Raw genomic sequence first — 20,168 nt, forward strand, 5'->3', positions numbered from 1 at the left:
CCAAAAACAAAAAACTGATTGCTCCCGAATTAAAAAAATCAACATATCCCCTTAAACGCTCGGACTCCCGAGCAGGTGCAGATGGCTCACGAACCGCCTCTGGAAAGCTGATTGGCCTGCAGTAAAATGAAAACAAAAAACTGCAGACATCCCCCAGTACTTCCAAGGTCGTCTGCAGCGGTCTTCAAGAATGGAATACCATTACATTTCTAATTTGTCGGCTTTTATCCTTGGCACTTTATGTTCATTATCCAATCTCATAAGCCAGATTGTAAGCAGCATGCCAATCAGGGTAAGTACCCCGTAGAAGAAATACACTGCATATATACCTGAATGATCCAGGATGATTCCGCCAGTAAAGGTGCTGAACCAATTTCCCAATCCATTGCCGATTGCCGAATAAAGCGTAATGGCCGTAACGGTAATATGGGCTGGGACAACTTTGCGGATATACTGTAAGGCTGCAGGAATGAATAGGCCCAATGAAAACCCTTGGATGACCGAAGTCACGTATACCGTAGCTAAACTCGGTTCGCTAAAATACAGTCCCCAGCGAATCAACGAGCCTGCTCCAGCCAATAAAGTAATGGGAAGCAAGCCTATTCTATGAATCCAACTGCCCGCCATTCTCATGAACGGGATTTCCGACAATACAGCCAGGAGGAAGGCAATTCCGATTCCAGTATATGTCCCGCCTCTCGCCTCAACAAATAAACCATAATATACGTTATTTGCCAAATTCGGACCAAAGAGCAGGAATGTTATCGCAAGGAATATTAGGAATCTCTTCATTTTGAACAATTCTTTCATCCCGCTGAAAACCTTCACCTTTCCTTTAGGCGGCTCTTCCGGCAACCGGAGTGCTAGAATGGCCGCAACCAATAGACCAAAGAAAAAGGCGTAAAATATAACCGCTGGACCAATGAACGATTCAGATAGCTTTCCCATCATAAAAACGGCCACACCAAAACCGAGTGAACCGAATAAACGGATTTTCCCATAATTCGATTTGATTCTTGTCGTGTATTGAAGCGTGATGCTATCCGAGACGGGAATGATGGCGCTTTGAAAGACAGCCAACGCAATCGCAACGGCGACTAAAAGTAAATAGGGCTCGAACAGCAAGTACCCTAACCCGAATACACCAGCAAGTAATGAGGTCAATGCCAGTATTTTTGCAGGTTTTCCGCTCCAATCACAGACAATTCCCCAAATGGGCTGAAATAGGATCATCACGATCGGTCCTACAGACATAATCGATCCTATTTCAAGACCGGACAAGCCGGCTTCGTTGGCTAAATAAACGCTTAACAGCGGCGTTAAACTTCCAACAGCAAAAAAAGAAAATAGGTAAAACACCTTTAAACTTACAATATTAGCTCGTATTTGTTTTTCCAAATCCAGTTTCCCCCATGCAGTCATCTTCTCCCGCGACAACCGTTGCCTTCTCCAATTTTACTGATATTCCCATTCATGAAAAACGCCTCAACGTCCATAGGCATGATTAGGCCGGCACCAGACATATTCCGGCCTATTGGGCGGATGATTCGTTCATGATTTACGGGGCCAAGCGTACTTTACAGGTTTAATCGGAAGCACGATCTTAAAGACCGTACCTTTATTGACCTCGCTTTCAACAAAGACTTTTCCCAAATGGTTTTCAATGATTTTGAAGCTGATCATCAAGCCTAAGCCATTTCCCGATTTTTTTGTGGTGAAAAACGGTTCCCCCAGTTTCCTTAGCTGCTCAGGCGGCATTCCCTTTCCTGTATCGATTATCGAGATTTGCACGTTTTCCTCTTTACGTTCAGCCATGACTTTAATGGCTCCACCACCTGGCATCGCTTCCATCCCATTTTTAATGAAATTGAGAAACACTTGTTTTATCCGATTCTCATCACAATTAACGAGTATTTCTTCATGGATGCCAACGAGTTTAAGCGATACGTGCTTCTTTCTTGCATCAAACTCCGTCAGTGATAAAACATTTTCAATGATTTTCACGATATTCTTCGTTTCCAAATTCAAGGACTGCGGTTTGGCCAATTGCAAGAACTCTTCCACGATCTCATTGACCCGATGGATTTCATCGAGAATGATCTCGAGATATTCCAACCTGGTTTCGTCCGTTTCGTCTAGTTGCAGGTATTCCGTATACCCTTTCATGGAAGTCAGCGGATTCCTGATTTCATGTGCAACGCCAGCAGCAAGCTGCCCAACTGCCGCCAATTTATCCTGCCGATGAAGCATCTCTTCCGTTTGCTTACGCTCTGTTATATCATACCGGATGGATAAAAACTGAAAAGGCTTTCCATTCACTCCGAAAAACGGAACGATGGTTGTATCCACCCAATAGAAGCTCCCATCCTTTGCCTTGTTCCTGATTTCCCCCTTCCAAACCTTCCGATCATGGATGGTTCGCCACATCTCCTCGAAGAACTCCTTGGAGTGAAGCCCCGAATTGACCAACCTATGAGTCTGGCCGATCAATTCATTTCTTTCATATCCGGAAATCTCTGAGAACTTTTCATTCACATCGATAATGACACCTTTTGCATCCGTGATGGCAACGATTGAGGACTGATCGATGGCATATTGCATATCCTCTAGTTCCTGTATGGATCCCATCAAGTCATTTTCCGCCTTTTTCCGTGGCGAGATATTTGAACAGATTGAAATATATTGATAAGGTTTACCCTTTTTCATAAACGGAACGATGGTTGTATCCACCCAATACGTATCGCCGGTTTTAGTTCGATTGCAGATTTCACCATTCCATGTCTGCCCCTGGCCAATCGTGACCCATAGATCTGTGAAAAACTCTCTTGAATGGTAGCCTGAATTGATGATGGAATGATTCGTGCCGATTAGTTCCTGCTCTTCATATTGCGATATTTCCATGAACTTTTCGTTCACATAAGTGATGGTCCCTTTTGCATCCGTGATAGCGACGATTGCAGATTGATCTAACGCATGCCTGATATCATTCACCGTATTATCACTTTTTGCCAAACGCCGACCAACGATCGTACTTGAACCAATCAGGCTGGCAAGGATGAACAAAGAAACTAAGCAGACTAGGTAAAGCATGAATGGGGTAAGTTGTACAAAATCCCCCCGCTCGTCCTTACCGTCGACCGGTATCGGTATCACCCGCAACAAAAGATAATACCCTTCAATGATCGCCCCGCCCATCATCAATGTGCTCAGCGGCTTTAATGATGATTGACTGACCCTTTTAAAGTAAAAGAAGATGACGAGCGCTGTTGCAAAAATGCTAAAAATGATGAGCAGCGTACTCACAAGCAAATACGGGTTATATTGTACGGAGTGATTGATGGTTAAAATGCTCATCATATAATTAGACAATAATGCCATCGTAAACATAAAACTGCAGAAAGTGATTTGCAGCAATTCTGTTTTATACGAAATGGCCAGTAGCCCCACCGCAGCGAGCGATATCGCCAATAGTAATGAAAATAATATTGTAGAAAAGTTGTATGATGCAACTCCTGAATTATCGAGTGTAAATATGATCACCAAATTAAGTGTCCATAGGGCCACCCCCATCGAACAGCTGCTTCCTATGTATAAAAGGCGCTTATACTTCTCGACCGACAGGAATGTTGTCAATAAATCCAATGCCGTATAACAGGCCATTATGATTAAAAGTGCCGCTATCATAAACAGGATGGGATTTAATGCTACGATTGAATGTTCCATTATTGCAATGATCACCTCGTTCTCCTATATTGTAATGGAAAATTACAGTGACTCAAAGGTTTTTATTTCCTTTCACCCACGTCTCTTTCGTCAGACCCGTTCCAGCTGAAATTGAGACTTTCTTTCATAAAATCAAAAAAAATAGAAATACTATTCTTTTGTATAGAGTAAAATAGAAAAAGGACAAAGCCCGACGACCGTCCAATCAAGCTTTTTCGATGCGGTGTATATTTTATGACCAAAATAATTATACAGAAAATATATTAAATATGAATGTTAATTTCTTTATTTAATGATCCCTATATGTTTATAATTAAATTGAGACGTATAGAGCGAAGGAGTGAGAGGCATGATTATGTCAGACCTGGCAGGAGCAAGCACAGCGGAAATTATGCAAAAAAAGACCCAGCATAAAAAATTGACGCTAAGACAAATTTTACAGAGAGGTCTTTTGATTACGATCGGCGCAGTTTTGATGGCTGTCGGCCTCGAGATTTTTTTGGTACCGAATAATGTTATCGATGGGGGAATAACAGGGATTTCGATTATGTTATCCTACATAACTGGTTGGAAGCTCGGTATCTTCCTTTTCATCTTGAATCTCCCTTTCTTTTTTATCGGGTATAAACAAATTGGAAAAACCTTCGCATTATCTACCCTGTATGGAATTTTAGTCCTTTCCATAACTACTACATTGCTTCATCACGTACCAGCATTCACACAAGATATCCTCTTAGCATCCGCTTTTGGCGGAATGATTCTTGGCATTGGTGTCGGAATGGTCATTCGATATGGCGGCTCATTGGATGGTACGGAAATACTGGCCATCCTCGCCAGCAAAAAGCTCCCTTTTTCCGTTGGAGAGATTGTGATGTTCTTTAATTTATTCATCCTTGGGAGTGCCGGTTTCGTTTTCTCTTGGGATCGTGCCATGTACTCGATCATTGCGTATTTCGTAGCCTACAAAACGATGGATATCGTTATCGCTGGTTTGGATGAATCCAAATTCGTATGGATCATCAGTGATGAGTTCGGTGATATTGGAGACGCAATCATGCACCGCCTTGGAAGGGGCGTAACCTTTTTGGCTGGTGAAGGCGCTTATTCCGGGGATGATAAAAAAGTTATCTTTTGTGTAATCAACAGGCTTGAGGAAGCAAAGCTTAAGGATATCGTGAAAAGCTTTGACCCGTCTGCCTTCCTTGCCGTGGGTGACATCGCGGAAGTTCGCGGGGGCAGGTTCAAGAAAAAGGATATTCATTGAACTTTTCAATTACCCTTCCTGCTTTTTTCCAGGATTCTAGGCAAAAAGATAAAAAAAGCTGAAGGGAATTCCCTTCAGCTTTTTTTATCTTTTAATAATTTCTGGGATTGTTGATCGCTTGAAGCATTCTGGTTCCGGGTTTCATCTCACTGCTGCATAGCGGACAAACATGTTCATCATTACTTGTAAAGTTATCGCGGATCCACCCTTTGCAATCTTCTGATGTACATTCCCATACCTTTGTTTCTTCAGGAATGATTTCTTCCGTATTATTTCTTCTATACATATATCTCACTCCTTAGAATTTGAATTGACTCCGTCCTGCATAAAAGCTTTCAAGCCATAAAGATAAAAGAAGAATAGATGGCGAATAATCTAAATAATTGTGAGTGTTACTCATGCTTATTCTCCACACTCAACCTCGCAAGTTTCAAGAAGTTGAATATAGGACCATGAATTTTTAATATCTCATTATCCATTATAACATATAAAGCTGTTAATAATTGAGTAAAGATCGTAAAGAAGAGATGATTCTGTAAATAATACTTTCAAAGGCCAGATAAATCTGAAGCAAAGTCCCGATTACCCTCGAGGTATTCGGGACTTTGCTGAGTAAGAATCCATTCCATATGGTTCTTCCTGCCCGTTCGCATGAATTGCTTCAAAATGAACTGGGCATGAGAGTAATTTTAGTGCCAAAACCTAAAACAATGAAAGCCCTGCCTCTCTCCCATCCATACGGTTCCTAGACCGTGCCTGCGAGAATCAGGTAAAAGCTTGTAAGTACATGTTTATTAATTAAAACCGTCCGTAATTCCAATTGGGAAAAGTATATTCCAAAAGATAAATGGTACATAGAAGTAAGTTAATGAAGAACAGAAATGGATCGAGGAAAATACTTGGTGACTACTTGTATTTCTTTTATCTAGATGTGTTTAACTTGATTCTACTTCATCATACCTATGATGAAAAATTATTTGATTAATAAAAATGTTACTTTAAATTACCCTCCAGTGCTTATCGCTAATAGCACTGAAACTTTATAATATCACACATATATATAAATGTAAAGTGTTAAATTCGAATTCTTCCTTCTTGAACGCAAAAAAATAAAGAGGCAATGTTTCACCTCTTTTATTTGAATGCATTATATTCATTTTCGATTTTTGGCAGTTCCCTGACCTCTTCGATCAATTGACTGCCGCACATTGGGCAATCATAGTTTTCCGAGGCAAAATCCTTTCTCATCCAACCATTGCAATCTGCTGATCCGCATGCATATACTATCGTATCTTCCATAATGATTTCTGGTTCCTCTGAATTCTTTTTGCCAAAATACATGAGCAACCTCCTCTTTTTTATATAAAGACTCTGACCAAAGGCAATAACCTTACCTTTACATCAACCCTAGTATACGCATTAAACCAAAATCTTATTTATTCATGGAAAAAATTATCCAAAAAACTATCCGCTTATCTTTTTTCCATCCCTGCTTTCACCATGATCGCTTTTATCATAAAATATGAAATATGTTCAGGCAGGGCTTCTTTCAATGGTTTTAGTTTTTCAGAATTCAATTGTAATGCCGTTTCCAATACGAGACCGTACTCTTCATCCGAGAAAATATCTTCCCATTTGATATCCATGTGTTCTTGGGCACACTTTAATAAATGATTTTCGATAGAAATCGTGGACAGCCCTCTTAAGGCTCCAATTTCTTTCATCGATTTACCCTCTTGGTATAAGCGGTAGCTTTCCAGGTGTGAAGGCGTAGTGCTGCGCTTACTTGTTTCCTTAGTAACCATTGTATTGGTTTCAACTTCAGGATGTGCCTGTACATATTGGGAAATCCTTTCGAGGAACGCTGCGCCGAATCGCTCGAACTTCTGGGTGCCCACCCCTTTGACGTCAAGGAATGCCTGTTCCGTTCCAGGCAGTTTTGCAGCCATATCCTTTAAGGAAGCATCGGAAAAAATAATGAATGGCGGGACATTTTCATTTGCAGCCATTTCTTTTCTTAATTGCCGTAATTCTTCAAACAACCCATGATCGACACTGATGCTGCTAACATGCTTCATTTCTTTTCGAAGTACTTTTTTATGCCCCAAAAGGACCTCCCTGCCGGAATTGGTTACTTTCAGGACAGGGAATTGCCCGCCCGTCATTTCGATATACTGCTTAGCTGTCAGGAAATCAATGAAATCGCCAACATCCTTTGCCGTTTGATTATTGATGATCCCATAAGTCGAAAGCTTCTGAAAGCCAAACTCCTCCACTTTCTTATTCCGTGAACCTGTCAGCACCTGGGAAATCATCATCTTGCCAAATCGCTCACCCATGCGCAGCATGCACGAAAGCACCATCTGTGCCTGGGTCGTTACGTCCACGGAATCGCGTTTATCCGTACAATTCTCGCAATGACCGCAATCCTCGGGGGCTTCTTCCCCAAAATACCGAAGAATGAATGCCTGCAAACACCCTTCGGTAAAGCAATAGTCCTTCATTTTATTTAACTTCTTCAGCTCCTGAGCTTGCCACTCCTGCGATGGGTTTGATTGATCGATCAAGAATCGCTGAATTTGCATATCTTGCGGGGAATACAACAGGATGCATTCACTTTCCAAACCATCACGGCCTGCACGGCCCGCTTCCTGATAATAACTTTCCATATTCTTTGGAGTTTGATAATGAATGACGTACCTAACATTCGATTTATCGATCCCCATGCCAAAGGCCGAAGTCGCAACCATCAAGGAAACTTCATCACGAATGAATTCATCTTGCTGTTTTGAACGATCCTGCTCATTCATCCCAGCATGATAGCGTCCTGTTTTGAAGCCAGCTTTATTAAGCTTCGCATGCAATGAATCCACTTCTTTCCTGGTTGCCGCATAGATAATGCCCGATTCATTTTTGTTTTTTTCAACATAGCGCATTAAAAACCGGCCGCGATTTTCTTCCTTCACAACCGAAAAAAATAAGTTATCCCTGGAGAATCCCGTTGAAATGGCATGCTCCTTGGATATACCAAGGGACTGACATATATCATCAATAACGTGCGGGGTCGCTGTCGCCGTCAAGGCCAGGACAGTCGGCTCTGCTGGCATGTTCTTCAGCAAAGTTTTGATTTTTAAATAGCTTGGCCGGAAGTCATGGCCCCATTGAGAGATACAATGAGCCTCGTCAATGGCGACCAATGAAATTTCCACACTAAACAACTCCTGTTGAAATGCAGGGTTTTCCAGTCTTTCAGGAGCAACGTATACCAGCTTATACCGTCCTTGCTTAATATCGTTCATTCTCTTTGAAGATTCCAAACCTGAAATGGAGCTATTCAGAAATGTGGCATCAATCCCATTTTGTTCGAGGGCGTCTACTTGATCCTTCATCAAGGAAATAAGCGGGGATATCACGAGTGTAACACCAGGCAACAGAAGTGCCGGAATTTGATAACATATGGATTTACCCCCGCCCGTAGGCATGATACCGGCTGTATTCATTCCTTTTAACACCTGTTCGATAATCTGTTCCTGTCCTTTTCTAAATGATTCATAACCATAATACTGCTGTAAATATTCACGTGCCTTCTCCATCAATTCACTACTCCTCCTATTTATCTTGTAAGGTCCGATAAGGGTTCATTACTTTCATTGTACCTGCTTTTCCGATCAACCAAAAGCACAAAAAGAGTAGACACATTAATTCTCCGTGTCTACTCTTTTCAATATATGAACATGTTTTGCATGGTAAGTTAATTCAGGATTTGAACTTTAACATTTTTAACGCCCCAATTATTGGCGTCCTGTTCATTAGGAACAAAAAGGTCCACTCTATTTCCCTTGATGGCACTTCCAGTATCGGCAGCTGTTGCGTATCCATACCCCTCCACATAAACTTTTGAACCTAGCGGAATGACTGATGGATCTACGGAAATCACTTTTGCATTCGGATTGGCTTTCAAATCAACCCCTGTTGCTGTAGTGCCGCTGCAGCCTTGACAATCAGCCGTGTAAGCCGTTGCTCTGACAGTCAATTCTTTTTCCACACCCGCTTGATCGTTGGATTCCTGGTTTGAATCTGCCTTTTCTGGTTGTTCAGCTGGCTTCTCTTGTTCTGCTGGTTTAGATTGTTCTGCCGGCTTCTCTTGTTCCTCCGGTGCAGCCTGCTCTGATGTTTGCTCAGGACCTGCGCTCGCCGCTTCCACTTTGTTGCCTGCCGGCTTGATGACTAAATCCTGATCCGGATGGATCGTGTCGGAATTTAGGTCGTTCCAAGATTTAATATCATGTACCGATACATCATATTTGTGTGCTATTTCCGATAATGTCTCCCCTGACTTGACTTTATGATGCTGTTCTTGAGAGATATGTATGGTTTCTCCTACATAAATCGAGTCTGAAGACAAATCATTCCAAGACTTAATATCTTCTATTGATACTTTATATGTTTGAGATATCCCCCATAATGTGTCTCCATCTTTCACTTTGACATCTTCTGCTTGTACCGGAATGGTGAATGCACCGGATATTGCAGCCGCTGCCGCTAACGATAAGATTGATTTTTTCATATGTTGTTACCTCCTTGTGAGCTACTTTATAAGCTACGAGTTAAATCTTAACATAGTTTTTCTCTATACAAAGAACAAACAGATAAAGAATAGATGACAAACATCACAGGAAGATAACGGTATTATAACAACGATTTATAATATTCTGAAAAAACATCTTTTTCCATAACATCTCCTTTCCAAAGAAATATAGGCATATTATGCACGGCCGAGGCATAAAAATTAAAGGCCATATTTTTACGAAGGAGGCATATTCGTGACGCGCGATAAATCCTTTACATTAGTCAAATCATATAAACCTTTTCATAGTAAGGATGATCCTTGTCCCCCCATAGGGAGGAAATACTACAGAACGCCACCCCATTTATATATCAATTTTCAACCTCCGAACCTGGAGCAATTCACACCAGAGGAAGCACTGAAATACGGGACGTTATGGAAGTTTTTTTATGATTATTATGATAATCCATATCGGGAAAGGGAGTCGTAAATGAATAAACTGGATGATGAATATTATCATTTGCTTGAACAAATACAAGCTGCGGATTTTGTGCTTGTCGAGCTGACTCATTATTTGGATACCCATCCTAATGACCAGCAGGCCCTGCTGCAATTCAATCAATTCCATGAATATTCCAGGCAACTGAAAGCGGTTTTTGAACCTAAATACGGTCCCTTATTGGGATTCGGAAACAGTTCCGGCGGTGAAAATAAATGGGAATGGGGCCAAGGCCCCTGGCCTTGGCAAGTATAAGGAGAGATATCGATGTGGGTTTATGAAAAGAAGCTGCAATACCCGGTTAAAGTCAGGGACTGCAATCCTAGATTGGCAAAATATTTAATTGAACAATACGGGGGAGCCGATGGAGAATTGGCAGCTGCCCTTCGTTACTTAAATCAGCGCTACACGATTCCTGACAAAGTGATTGGATTGTTAACCGATATCGGAACGGAAGAATTCGCTCATCTGGAAATGATCGCTACGATGATATATAAGCTCACGAAGGACGCCAAGCCACAACAAATGGCTGAAGCAGGACTTGGAGATCATTATGTCAATCATGATAGTGCACTGTTTTATCATGATGCGGCAGGAAACCCATGGACAGCCACGTATATCCAAGCAAAAGGGGATCCGATTGCCGATCTTTATGAAGATATTGCCGCTGAAGAGAAGGCGCGAGCAACGTATCAGTGGTTAATTGACATCTCAGACGACCCGGATATCAATGATTCCCTAAGGTTTTTACGCGAAAGGGAAATTGTCCATAGCATGAGATTTAGAGAGGCAGTGGAGATTTTAAAAGATGAACAAGGTAAAAAGAAGATTTTTTGAAGAGCATAAAAAAAATGGACCCCCATCTAAGACTTTTGTCTACAATGGGGGTCCATTTGAATTCTGCGCTTATCATCATTTACGATCTGAAGAATAAGTCCAGCCGTCTTCCTGATAAATCTTGTCTTCCTTCATCAATTTGCCAAGAGCACGTTTGAACGCTCCCTTGCTTAAACCGAAGTGAAATTGAATATCATCCGGAGGCGTTTTGTCTCCATAAGGCATCGCTCCGCCACGATTCATTAAATACTTGAAAATGACATCGGCATCTTCACCCATCAAATCTTGTTTAAACGGAATGAGAGAGACGTTCAGCGTACCATCTTCCTTACTGTCTATGACGCGGCCCTCCACTAATTCCCCAAGGCGAGGCTCCTCCTTGCGTTCACTTTCATGAATGAAGCAGCGATAGCCTTCTTGTGATACAAAGAATGATCCGACCATGAGCAGCCGGTAGACATTCCCGCTCACGGTTGTATTACGGACTCCTTTTAAAGGAGCCTTCACGGCAATCTCCTGGATTACATCTTCGGTTGCAAGCTTACCGAATAACCGGTCATTGCGATCGGTCTTCAAGGATACATAAAGCCGATCGCCTACCTCCGGCCACAAGCGGTCAATATTCGGAAGATCATCAAGAGATACAAGGATATCTTTGGAGAGTCCGATGTTCACAAACACCCCAAGCTTCCTTTTCACATTGACAACTTCCGCCCATCCATATCGATCGATTTGAATGTCGGGGATTTTCATAGTCGCCGTAAGCCTAGCTTGTTTATCATGATAGATGAATACCGTCACCGCATCACCAATCTCAAGCTCCGTTCCTTCGTTCGTTTCATTATGATGAAGTAAGACATCTTCTGAACCATCCGTTAAAAACCAGCCGAAATCCGCCTTACGTTCCACTTCTAACTCTACAGCCATGCCGGCCTGAATTTTTTGCATGTATTTGAATCCTCCTGTAACGTACCTTTACCTAAAATTATATCGCATTAATTATTTTTTCCAACATCATTGAATTTATCATCTTTTTGTTGTTATGTATACCCATTCCTGCTTTTTCTTTACTCATGGTCCCCTTCATTACAGGAATGCGGTATCAAGATTTGCCCTTTTTTACGATTGCTTAACAACGTATGCATGATCACTTTCGATAATTGGCTCGGCTTGTAAGGTTTAACTAAGTAATCCTTGGCCCCCAAGGAAAGCCCTTTTTCCCTTTCATCAAGTGCGGTCGATATGAAAACGGGAATCTCCTTCAAGCCAGCGGATACTTTTAACTCCCTTAAAATGCCCCACCCATCCATCTCTCCTTCTTCAAGAAGGATATCCAGCACAATGGCGTCAGGCGGTGATTTTTTCAGTTCCTGGAAGGCTTTTCTCCCACTATTGAAATAATTCACATGAAACCCGCTATCCATCAATTCATATTTCAATAGTTCCGCCAAATTAATATCGTCTTCGATTACCATGATTTCATAGCTCAGTTTTATCGATTGCCGATCATGATTCGAGCTCGCTTCCTTTTGCGTAACCTTAGGGAAAGAAATGGTGAATGTGCTCCCTTTTCCGTATTGTGAAACCACCGTCACCTGACCTCCATGCGATTTGATGATTTCATCAACGATTGCCAGTCCCAGTCCAGTGCCTCCAATTCTGCGGCGATCTGAATTATCGACCCGATAAAACTTCTGAAATAAATGGGGCAGTGATTCTTCGGGAATGCCAAGCCCTTCATCCTCGATATCAATGGAAAGCATTTCCTTGCTGCTATAAACCCGTACCAATATCCTGCCGCCATCAGGAGAATATTTGATTGAATTACTTAGAAGATTGGTAAAGGCCTGTTCGATCTTTATCCGATCTCCCAAAATCATCACGTCAGTCGTTTCCACTTGAAGCTGAATATCATGGTGTGCTGTATTTATTTCCAAGTGTTCGATGACCTTCTGGAGCAATGGAAGGACCTCCACATATTTTTTTTCATAAACCTGTTTGCCCGACTCCATTTTTTGAACATCCAGAAAATCATTGATAAGTGCTGTCAGCCGTTTCGCTTCATTGTAGATCGTCTGCAGATATTTTGTCTGCCTTTCCGGCTTCAATGGTTTATTTAGCATCAATTCGGTAAAACCAAGGACGCTTGCAAGCGGAGTCCTTAATTCATGGCTGACCGTACTGACGAATTCGGATTTCATTTGATCCACTTCATATTCCTTCGTTATATCCCGATAAACCAAGATAGTCCCAAAACCCTCTTCACGATAGCGCAAAGCTTCGAAATAAACCTTTATGACCTGATTCGTTTCTTTCTTTTTAAAAGTGAAGCTGCGTTGTTCATGATTGGCTTCTTCAAGATGCTGAATCGCTTCCTCCAACGAGCGGGAAAATCTATCCCCCTCCATTTGTTCAGATAACTCAGCACTCCACTTCTCCCATGGCAAGTCAATGATTTGATCAGGGGTTGAACCGGTTTTAAAAATATCGCAGAAGGGCTGATTGACCTGCACAACCTTTCCATCCTGATCAATCAACTGGATGCCTTCCTTTATCGTGTTCAAAATATCTTGATTTAATTTTCGATTACCTTCGGTTTGCTCGTATAGCTTGATTTTGTCAAGAGACGTGGCGATTTGCTTGGCCAGTGTTTCGCATTCTTCCACTTCCTGATCCTTAAATGGCGTTCCATATCTGCTGTAAACCATGATGGCGTCTACTTCTTGAAACGTGGATAAAACGGGAAGATATAAATCATAACTGTAATTCGTATTTTCGTGATACCCTTTCTCCGCGTCCAATTGTTCTCTTTTTATCGTGAAGGGTTTCTTTTCTTCTAGCAAACGATAATTCAAACCACTGTGGATGTTATTGCGGAATTGCTTCACGCCATTATCCGAAATTCCAAATGAAGAAGATGCATCTTCATGAACTAAAGCAATCATGCCGCGATCAGCCGAAATGATCTTACTCATATTAAAGACAATGCTCTTCAATACTTCGTTTTTATCCAATGTGGAGGATATCCCGTTGATCAATTCATTTCTCCTTGTAAGCTTCTGTTCATTATCCCTTATGATCCCAAGTGTCACTTGCAGTTCATTTTGCTGGGCCTGCAGTTCATCCTGCTGTGCCAGCAGCTCTTCATTATGCGCCATCAATTCCTGCTCTTTTTCCTGAACGCTGGATAACATTTTCTTGAAGGCGATCGACAAAGTCCCAAGCTCATCCCTGCGATTTTCATTGACCGAAAGGACAGCCTCCCGACCAGCAGCAATCTCATTGGCTGCCATTGAGAAATCGGCAAGTGGCTTACCGATATTCTTGATAATCGATCTGACTATGAACAGGAAGATGAATAAGAAAATAAGAACGAATCCGACAAATACGCCTTGAAGGATGGACTGTTCTTTTGTAAGATCCTTCACGTTTTCATCACGTTTCTCCGTCAGCGTGCCTAAATATGATTTTATCAGGCTGCGAAAATCCGAAACTTGCGCCATGATTTGTGTACCACCGTTGTTTTCGGGGGAATCCAATAAGGACGGGAGAGCTTCGCTAAAATAATAACTGGTAAAATTGTCAAGCTTATCGGTCATGACCCTATCTTCCTTGGAATGAGCAATTGCCTTAAACTGTTCAATATTTTCCCGAATCGAAATTTCCTCTTGGGTGGATTGTTCCTTTAACCCATCTTTATCAAGTGAATTATAGGCTGTCAAATTTAAAAAGACCGTATGATATTGGTCGAGTATCTCTTCAATTACTAATTGTTTTCCGACAATGCTTTGCCGGTGCTGGATATATTCAGCGTGCAAAGACTGCAAATGGAAAAATAATATGCCTGTCCCGGCAATGAATAGGATGATGCATCCCGTCATCAATGACACGACCTGCCTTGACAGACTTTTAGAAATGTATGGATTCAGCTTCATGCAGAATGACCTCTATCTTTTCGATTAGCTTTAAGGGACTGAATGGTTTGGCCATGAAATAGTCCGCACCTGCTTCCAATATTCGTTCTTGCTCAAATTGCTGGCTTTTGGCAGATAACATGAGGATTTTTCCTTGTGCTTGTATTTCGGAAGACTGGATTTTTTCAATGATCTCCAAACCAGTATACCCTGGCATCATATAATCAAGAATAATCAGGTCATATGTCCGGTGCTTGAGAAGCTGCACGGCCTCCATCCCATCTGCCGCTTCGTCAACCACATAATCTTCATCCTCCAGTGTGTCCACTACCAGCATTCGTAACACTTCTTCATCTTCCGCTAATAAAATTCTTTTCATCATTCAATCTCCTTAAGGGTGGTTTACGTTTAACATCGTCAAGCATGAACGATCCATACTTTGGCGCCTTTCTATCATCTCATTGTTGTTAGATGAGCTTTGTCAACAGGCGCTCTATCCTCGACTTCAGGTCAGTAATGCTAAAGGGTTTGGTTACATAATCGTCGGCCCCCAATGTCAACGCTTTGGCAATATCATCCGTACTTTTTCTTCCCGTCAGCATCAATACGGTATAAAAATCCGCATTGCTTCCCTGTTTCACTTTCTGCAGCACTTCAATTCCATCCATGATCGGCATTACACCGTCAAGAATTAAAAAATGCCCCACGTCTTCCTTGGCTCGATCGGAATTCAAGAATGAAGGGCCGTCTTCATAAACGGCAATATCCAAATCGAAGTACGGTACCTGCAGCGAACGCAATGCTTTGGTCAAGATGGTCCGGATAATGATGTCATCATCGATTACGGACACATTAAGAAATTTTTTGTTAAACCGGGTTTGCTGTATACTTTCAACCTTTGCACGCCCTGTTCGTTTCGCTTCATATAAAGAAGTGTCCGCTTCCTCAAGTGCTTCCTTTGGTGTAACCTGCTCATTTTCAACCGTAAATGCTCCTGCAGAAAATGTAACCGAAAAAGGCTGCCCCTCGTGGGTGAATTCCTTTGCGGAAAAGTCCTTGATTAACCTTGTTAGCTTATTCTTGGCTTGTACATTTGAAGTATCAGGAAAAATAAGGACGAATTCTTCCCCTCCATAGCGGCAGATCAAATCCGAGCTCCTGATCTTGCTTTTTATGAATTGGGCGAACTCTGCCAGTACGAAATCCCCGACCGCATGCCCATACCGATCATTCACTCGTTTAAAGTGATCTATATCAATGATGCTGATCGTAAAAGGCTGTCCTGACCGCTTATAGTCATTGAAATAGCGCGGCAGCGTGTCTTCAAGGAATCTTCGGTTATATACCTGCGTCAACTCATCGATCAGGACCGACTGATCAAAAATCCTCTTCCTCTGCAGATGTCTTTCCATCTTGACGATAAACTCATCTATATCGATCGGCTTGCCGATGAAATCATCCGCTCCCATCTTGAATGCTTTGATTCTGGTTGGCTTATCGTTCTGGATGCTGATCATGATTTTTGGAATGAAATATTTCTCATTATGCAAATGAATGTCCTGGAGGATTTGGAACCCATCCTTTGCAGGCAGTTGAATATCAAGTATTAGGCAATCTGGCTGCATTTCAAAATATTGATTGGTCGCCTTGACGGGATCGGCATTCGTGATCACCATCCATCCCTGTTCCTCCAGAAGATCCTTCAATAAAATGAGCATGGAAATATCATCGTCAATGATCTGGATGAGCGGGGCCTGGGAATCACGTACCGATTTTCCCTTTACTTCAATTTCATCAAAATGCTCATATTCGTATGTATGTTCAATAAGCTCGAAAAGGAAATTCCTAAGTTCGGTTGGAATCCATACTCGGCCACTTTCTTCATCCGTGGCTTCTAATAGCTGTTCCGTAATTGCCATAAGTCCACATAATTGCAGCGTTCCCGCGGTCCCTTTGATGGAATGCAAGAAACGGAATACTTCATCCTCCGGGATCGTTTGAACATCTTCAAGCTCCAGCCAATCTGAAAGTTGGTTTTTTATATTTCCAAATAAGCTATTTTTGTATTTGTCCATATTTACAAGTTTCACTTCTAATCACTTGACCCTTTCTTCAAATGCAAATAAGCCTTTTAGACCAGTAATCGTTTGTCATTCAACGTCATTTAGGTCTAAAGTATATACTTTCAGGAATATTTTACATCATAAAAGTTTGTCTATAAATAGATTATCGCCATCTTGCAAAATTTATTTAAAATATTTCATGAAAATTCCTTATTTACTTGTCTTGCGAGGTATTTCCCCTTTTCAAAAATAGGGATTTCGATGATATAATTTAAATAATGACAGAAAGGAATAGGGAAACAGTCATGACAAAAAAATTGTATTACACATCCCCCAAGACCGCTCAATGGGATTCCGAGATCCTGGGGTGCTTCAAGGAGAATGACCATTACTATATCACACTTAATGAAACAGCCTTCTTTCCAGAAGGAGGCGGCCAACCTTCGGATACAGGAACCATCGATGGCCTCCCCGTTCTTGACGTAATGAAAGGCACTGATGGAAGCATTCTTCATAAGCTTGAGAGAAAGCCAAATTCAAGGACTGTACACTGTGAACTGGATTGGTCCCGCCGCTTCGACCACATGCAATCACATAGCGGCCAGCATCTCCTATCAGCTGTCTGCCGGGAACTTTACGATGCGAATACAGTCAGCTTCCATCTTGGCAAAGAGTATTTGACCATCGATATAACCGAAGCCAATTGGACTGAAATACATACGGCGGCAGCTGAAAAAAAGGTGAATCAATATATCTTCGATAATCGCAAACTGCACACATATTACGTCACCAAGGAGCAATTACAGACACTTGCTGTCGTAAAGATGCCTAAGGTTTCCGAGAATATCCGCATTGTCGAAATCGAAGGGATAGAGTATAACCCGTGTGGCGGAACCCACGTTGAACGAACTGGGGAAATTGGTTTGATAAAAATCCTCAAAACCGAGAAGCAGAAGGACCATACCCGCCTCTATTTCAAATGCGGCTCCAGGGCATTGAAAGATTACTCCGAAGGGCTAGGCACCCTCTCGGCCCTATCAAATAAATTCAATACCGGACGCACTGAAATCTTCAATCGAGTCGAAAAAATGGACAATGACTACAAACAGCTGCTTTCGGAAAATGAAAACCTAAAGCTTGAAAATGCAAAATTCCTGGCTGACTCCTTGCTTACAGGAAATCAGGAAGGGTTCATCCATCATTTATTCGAAGAAAGCTCACTGAAAGAATTGCAATATTTAGCAGCTACGATAATAAAAAAAGAAAAAGTGCTTGTATTATTAGCTTCCAAGAAGGATCAAAAAATGATTCTATCCAACAGCGGACCGCTGCCCATACATTGCGGACAATATTTCAAAGCCGAGCTTAATCTCTTTAACGGGAAAGGCGGCGGAAGTGAACAGACCGCCCAAGCAGGGTTTAGCTCACTAAATGATCTGCATGCCTTTTATCAGTTCACTATCGAAAAATGGAGTCCTAATTCCGCCGAATAAACAAACCCAAAAGGAACAATCGCCTAAAATCATCCAATGTGGATGGAAATGGTTAGGAATGCTCGTCCAAGCGTAACCAGTTAGGCGCAAAGCGAGGGCACGGATAAACGCATAATCAAGAAAAAAAGAAGTTGAATACCTACTGGATGTAGATAATCAACTTCTTTTTTTCATTATATGTTAATAAGGATTCCTGTTAATTATTCAGTGGGACACTTTTTCAGTAACCTCCGGGATGCTCAGTGCAGTGCCCACAGTGGAAAACAACGGTCTTCGTACAATATTCTAAAATATGGGCAAGCAGGAGTCCATCTTCGTTTTCAAGCAAACCGGAATGGAATAGGTAAATATTTATCTTAAAAACCTGAAAACAAACTGCAATTCACCGAAAGTTCCTCCAGTTTGAGAGGGCCACCCGCCCTCTTTCCCTTTATTCTTCTATCTTCAATTTCTGAATGCCGTGCTCTTCAATATGAAGGTGATACTTTTCTTCAAGCTCCATGATCCGTTTCATCGCTTCTTCTTGATTGTAATCATGTTTTTCCGATTCAGCGATAAACTCCTTTCTAGCCATATGATAGGCAAGCTTATCCTGGAAGACTCCTTCTTCATATTCGTCTATCACTTTATGGAGCTGATCCTCCAATTCCCTGCTTATATCGTATAGTTCATACTCCGGTTCAAATTGAACCCCTTCGATGCCGAAATCTTTGGCATGGGAATTGATATACTGCTCCAGTTCACCGAACTCTTTATTATTTTCCGTATCGGAAGCAACCCAATATCCGTATTGAACCATTTTGAATAAGGTTTCATATTGTTTTTTCGTGAAATTGATCTTCATTGGCCTAAACTCCTTTATATCGATACTAAAAAGAATAAACCGCATTGGAACAAAAGTCCAATGCGGCTCACCCTTACTCCGATATTTCCGTTACGGAAAAATAAGCTGCCTTTTCCGTATCCACGACATAATGGCAATCGCCCTTAACTAAATTATAATAACGGTGCTTTTGGATATTTGAAATCATTTGAGTTGAATCGTCACCCTCAACCTCATGCTCTAATTCTTTACCTCCTGGAAAATAAAAACCAACTTTCAATGTCATCTTCTCATCCTTCCCTTCATCTCGTTGAATTGCTCTTTTATTTCTTATCCCTTCTAAGGTAGTTATAAACATAAATTAAATGCTTATTCACCTTTACCATGATATTCTAGGTAAAAACAATGAAATCAAAGGGGACTTTTCATGAAAATAAGAAAAGCGACGGAGAAAGATGTAAAGGGTATAGCCCATGTGCATATAAGCAGTTGGCAATCTACTTATGCAGGAATCCTGCCACATCACTATCTAGCTTCATTGAATATCGAAACCAGGATGAAAAATTGGCAAAGGAATTTAAAAATGCTCCATAATGCCACATTTGTAGCGGAAAATTCCAACGGGGAAATCATCGGTTTCGCTTCAGGCGGGCCTGAACAAACAAAAGACCCGCATATTCAAGGTGAAGTATATGCCATCTACTTCTTGAAAACCTATCAACGAAGGGGACTGGGCAGGCAAATGGTAAAATCCATCATCGATGAACTTATGAAAATGGGCCATAAGAATTTAATCATCTGGGCATTGAAGGATAATCCTTCATGCGGTTTTTACGAAGCGCTAGGCGGTCACATCATTGCTGAAAAAACGGTTAAAATGGCCGGAATCGAGCTAATCGAAGTAGGATATGGATGGGATGATATCCAGGATATCCTTGTTCATTTGTAAAACTTCCCGGAGGCTGGGCATCCTCCAGCCAGGCCA

At 41.6% G+C, this 20,168-nt stretch carries 18 protein-coding genes; 6 read left to right on the forward strand and 12 right to left on the reverse strand.

The genetic code is table 11. The features are described from left to right. Window positions 1-201 precede the first annotated feature (201 nt). Together AS888_RS00910 and AS888_RS00915 are read right to left on the reverse strand one after the other, a co-directional pair. Window positions 202-1,422: an MFS transporter gene (locus tag AS888_RS00910; protein ID WP_061140361.1), complete on the reverse strand. Its 1,221-nt coding sequence runs from the start codon at window positions 1,420-1,422 to the stop codon at window positions 202-204. A 129-nt stretch (window positions 1,423-1,551) separates the two neighbouring features. Beyond that, entirely contained in the window at window positions 1,552-3,723 is a 2,172-nt protein-coding gene (locus AS888_RS00915; protein ID WP_061140362.1) for a PAS domain S-box protein, read from the reverse strand. A 391-nt stretch (window positions 3,724-4,114) separates the two neighbouring features. On the opposite strand from AS888_RS00915, the gene AS888_RS00920 reads away from it, so the two are divergent. Then, window positions 4,115-4,987: a YitT family protein gene (locus AS888_RS00920; RefSeq protein ID WP_373921344.1), complete on the forward strand. Its 873-nt coding sequence runs from the start codon at window positions 4,115-4,117 to the stop codon at window positions 4,985-4,987. 91 nt (window positions 4,988-5,078) lie between these two features. Here the strand turns inward: AS888_RS00920 and AS888_RS00925 are convergent, their stop codons facing one another. The 4 genes from AS888_RS00925 to AS888_RS00940 all read right to left on the reverse strand — a co-directional run bounded on the left by AS888_RS00925 (window position 5,079) and on the right by AS888_RS00940 (window position 9,554). Beyond that, complete coding sequence (locus AS888_RS00925; RefSeq protein WP_034307294.1) at window positions 5,079-5,273, reverse strand: cold-shock protein; 195 nt, start codon at window positions 5,271-5,273, stop codon at window positions 5,079-5,081. 848 nt (window positions 5,274-6,121) lie between these two features. Further along, complete coding sequence (locus AS888_RS00930) at window positions 6,122-6,328, reverse strand: cold-inducible protein YdjO-related protein (protein WP_061140325.1); 207 nt, start codon at window positions 6,326-6,328, stop codon at window positions 6,122-6,124. Between the two features lie 131 nt (window positions 6,329-6,459). Further along, window positions 6,460-8,583 carry a DNA helicase RecQ gene (recQ, locus tag AS888_RS00935; RefSeq protein WP_155645338.1) on the reverse strand — a complete coding sequence of 708 codons (2,124 nt, stop codon included), beginning with the start codon at window positions 8,581-8,583 and terminating at the stop codon, window positions 6,460-6,462. A gap of 155 nt (window positions 8,584-8,738) precedes the next feature. Beyond that, entirely contained in the window at window positions 8,739-9,554 is an 816-nt protein-coding gene (locus tag AS888_RS00940; protein ID WP_061140326.1) for a 3D domain-containing protein, read from the reverse strand. Between the two features lie 256 nt (window positions 9,555-9,810). On the opposite strand from AS888_RS00940, the gene AS888_RS00945 reads away from it, so the two are divergent. Genes AS888_RS00945 through cotJC form a run of 3 tightly spaced genes read left to right on the forward strand, consistent with a single transcriptional unit; the run spans window position 9,811 to window position 10,890 of the window. Then, a complete protein-coding gene (locus AS888_RS00945; RefSeq protein WP_061140327.1) occupies window positions 9,811-10,044 on the forward strand; it encodes a spore coat associated protein CotJA in 234 nt (77 codons plus the stop codon). Continuing rightward, a complete protein-coding gene (locus AS888_RS00950) occupies window positions 10,045-10,308 on the forward strand; it encodes a spore coat protein CotJB (RefSeq protein WP_061140328.1) in 264 nt (87 codons plus the stop codon). It begins immediately after the preceding gene. Window positions 10,309-10,320: 12 nt separating this feature from the next. After that, the gene (gene cotJC, locus AS888_RS00955) at window positions 10,321-10,890 is read left to right on the forward strand and encodes a spore coat protein CotJC (RefSeq protein ID WP_061140329.1); all 570 of its coding nucleotides are present in this window, start codon (window positions 10,321-10,323) and stop codon (window positions 10,888-10,890) included. A 75-nt stretch (window positions 10,891-10,965) separates the two neighbouring features. Here the strand turns inward: cotJC and AS888_RS00960 are convergent, their stop codons facing one another. The 4 genes from AS888_RS00960 to AS888_RS00975 form a co-directional block, all read right to left on the reverse strand. Then, window positions 10,966-11,838: a CvfB family protein gene (locus AS888_RS00960; protein WP_061140330.1), complete on the reverse strand. Its 873-nt coding sequence runs from the start codon at window positions 11,836-11,838 to the stop codon at window positions 10,966-10,968. Window positions 11,839-11,957: 119 nt separating this feature from the next. Then, complete coding sequence (locus AS888_RS00965; protein ID WP_061140331.1) at window positions 11,958-14,825, reverse strand: ATP-binding protein; 2,868 nt, start codon at window positions 14,823-14,825, stop codon at window positions 11,958-11,960. Then, on the reverse strand, window positions 14,800-15,183 hold the full coding sequence (locus AS888_RS00970) for a response regulator transcription factor (RefSeq protein ID WP_061140332.1): 384 nt from the start codon (window positions 15,181-15,183) through the stop codon (window positions 14,800-14,802). The genes AS888_RS00965 and AS888_RS00970 overlap by 26 nt, the downstream gene beginning before the upstream one ends. An 88-nt stretch (window positions 15,184-15,271) precedes the next feature. Next, entirely contained in the window at window positions 15,272-16,879 is a 1,608-nt protein-coding gene (locus AS888_RS00975) for a GGDEF domain-containing response regulator (RefSeq protein ID WP_061140333.1), read from the reverse strand. Window positions 16,880-17,172: 293 nt separating this feature from the next. Here AS888_RS00975 and AS888_RS00980 point away from each other — a divergent pair, with 293 nt between their 5' ends. Continuing rightward, a complete protein-coding gene (locus AS888_RS00980; protein ID WP_061140334.1) occupies window positions 17,173-18,360 on the forward strand; it encodes an alanyl-tRNA editing protein in 1,188 nt (395 codons plus the stop codon). A gap of 430 nt (window positions 18,361-18,790) precedes the next feature. On the opposite strand, the gene AS888_RS00985 is transcribed toward AS888_RS00980, so the two are convergent. Further along, window positions 18,791-19,204 (reverse strand): hypothetical protein, encoded by a 414-nt coding sequence (locus tag AS888_RS00985; protein ID WP_061140335.1) that lies wholly within the window; start codon window positions 19,202-19,204, stop codon window positions 18,791-18,793. 73 nt (window positions 19,205-19,277) lie between these two features. Further along, window positions 19,278-19,463, reverse strand: a complete 186-nt coding sequence (locus AS888_RS00990; protein ID WP_221408551.1) for a hypothetical protein — start codon at window positions 19,461-19,463, stop codon at window positions 19,278-19,280. Between the two features lie 147 nt (window positions 19,464-19,610). On the opposite strand from AS888_RS00990, the gene AS888_RS00995 reads away from it, so the two are divergent. Further along, on the forward strand, window positions 19,611-20,132 hold the full coding sequence (locus AS888_RS00995; protein WP_061140337.1) for a GNAT family N-acetyltransferase: 522 nt from the start codon (window positions 19,611-19,613) through the stop codon (window positions 20,130-20,132). Window positions 20,133-20,168 lie beyond the last annotated feature (36 nt).

This window comes from Peribacillus simplex (assembly GCF_001542915.1).
GTDB lineage: Bacteria > Bacillota > Bacilli > Bacillales > DSM-1321 > Peribacillus > Peribacillus simplex_B.

What these genes read in the sequence shown, in the direction of transcription:
- AS888_RS00910 (WP_061140361.1), bottom strand. Translation starts at nt 1,422, where the DNA reads ATGACTGCATGGGGGAAACTGGATTTGGAAAAACAAATACGAGCTAAT.
- AS888_RS00915 (WP_061140362.1), bottom strand. Translation starts at nt 3,723, where the DNA reads ATGGAACATTCAATCGTAGCATTAAATCCCATCCTGTTTATGATAGCG.
- AS888_RS00920 (WP_373921344.1), top strand. Translation starts at nt 4,115, where the DNA reads ATGCAAAAAAAGACCCAGCATAAAAAATTGACGCTAAGACAAATTTTA.
- AS888_RS00925 (WP_034307294.1), bottom strand. Translation starts at nt 5,273, where the DNA reads ATGTATAGAAGAAATAATACGGAAGAAATCATTCCTGAAGAAACAAAG.
- AS888_RS00930 (WP_061140325.1), bottom strand. Translation starts at nt 6,328, where the DNA reads ATGTATTTTGGCAAAAAGAATTCAGAGGAACCAGAAATCATTATGGAA.
- AS888_RS00940 (WP_061140326.1), bottom strand. Translation starts at nt 9,554, where the DNA reads ATGAAAAAATCAATCTTATCGTTAGCGGCAGCGGCTGCAATATCCGGT.
- AS888_RS00950 (WP_061140328.1), top strand. Translation starts at nt 10,045, where the DNA reads ATGAATAAACTGGATGATGAATATTATCATTTGCTTGAACAAATACAA.
- cotJC (WP_061140329.1), top strand. Translation starts at nt 10,321, where the DNA reads ATGTGGGTTTATGAAAAGAAGCTGCAATACCCGGTTAAAGTCAGGGAC.
- AS888_RS00960 (WP_061140330.1), bottom strand. Translation starts at nt 11,838, where the DNA reads ATGCAAAAAATTCAGGCCGGCATGGCTGTAGAGTTAGAAGTGGAACGT.
- AS888_RS00965 (WP_061140331.1), bottom strand. Translation starts at nt 14,825, where the DNA reads ATGAAGCTGAATCCATACATTTCTAAAAGTCTGTCAAGGCAGGTCGTG.
- AS888_RS00970 (WP_061140332.1), bottom strand. Translation starts at nt 15,183, where the DNA reads ATGAAAAGAATTTTATTAGCGGAAGATGAAGAAGTGTTACGAATGCTG.
- AS888_RS00975 (WP_061140333.1), bottom strand. Translation starts at nt 16,879, where the DNA reads ATGGACAAATACAAAAATAGCTTATTTGGAAATATAAAAAACCAACTT.
- AS888_RS00980 (WP_061140334.1), top strand. Translation starts at nt 17,173, where the DNA reads ATGACAAAAAAATTGTATTACACATCCCCCAAGACCGCTCAATGGGAT.
- AS888_RS00985 (WP_061140335.1), bottom strand. Translation starts at nt 19,204, where the DNA reads ATGAAGATCAATTTCACGAAAAAACAATATGAAACCTTATTCAAAATG.
- AS888_RS00995 (WP_061140337.1), top strand. Translation starts at nt 19,611, where the DNA reads ATGAAAATAAGAAAAGCGACGGAGAAAGATGTAAAGGGTATAGCCCAT.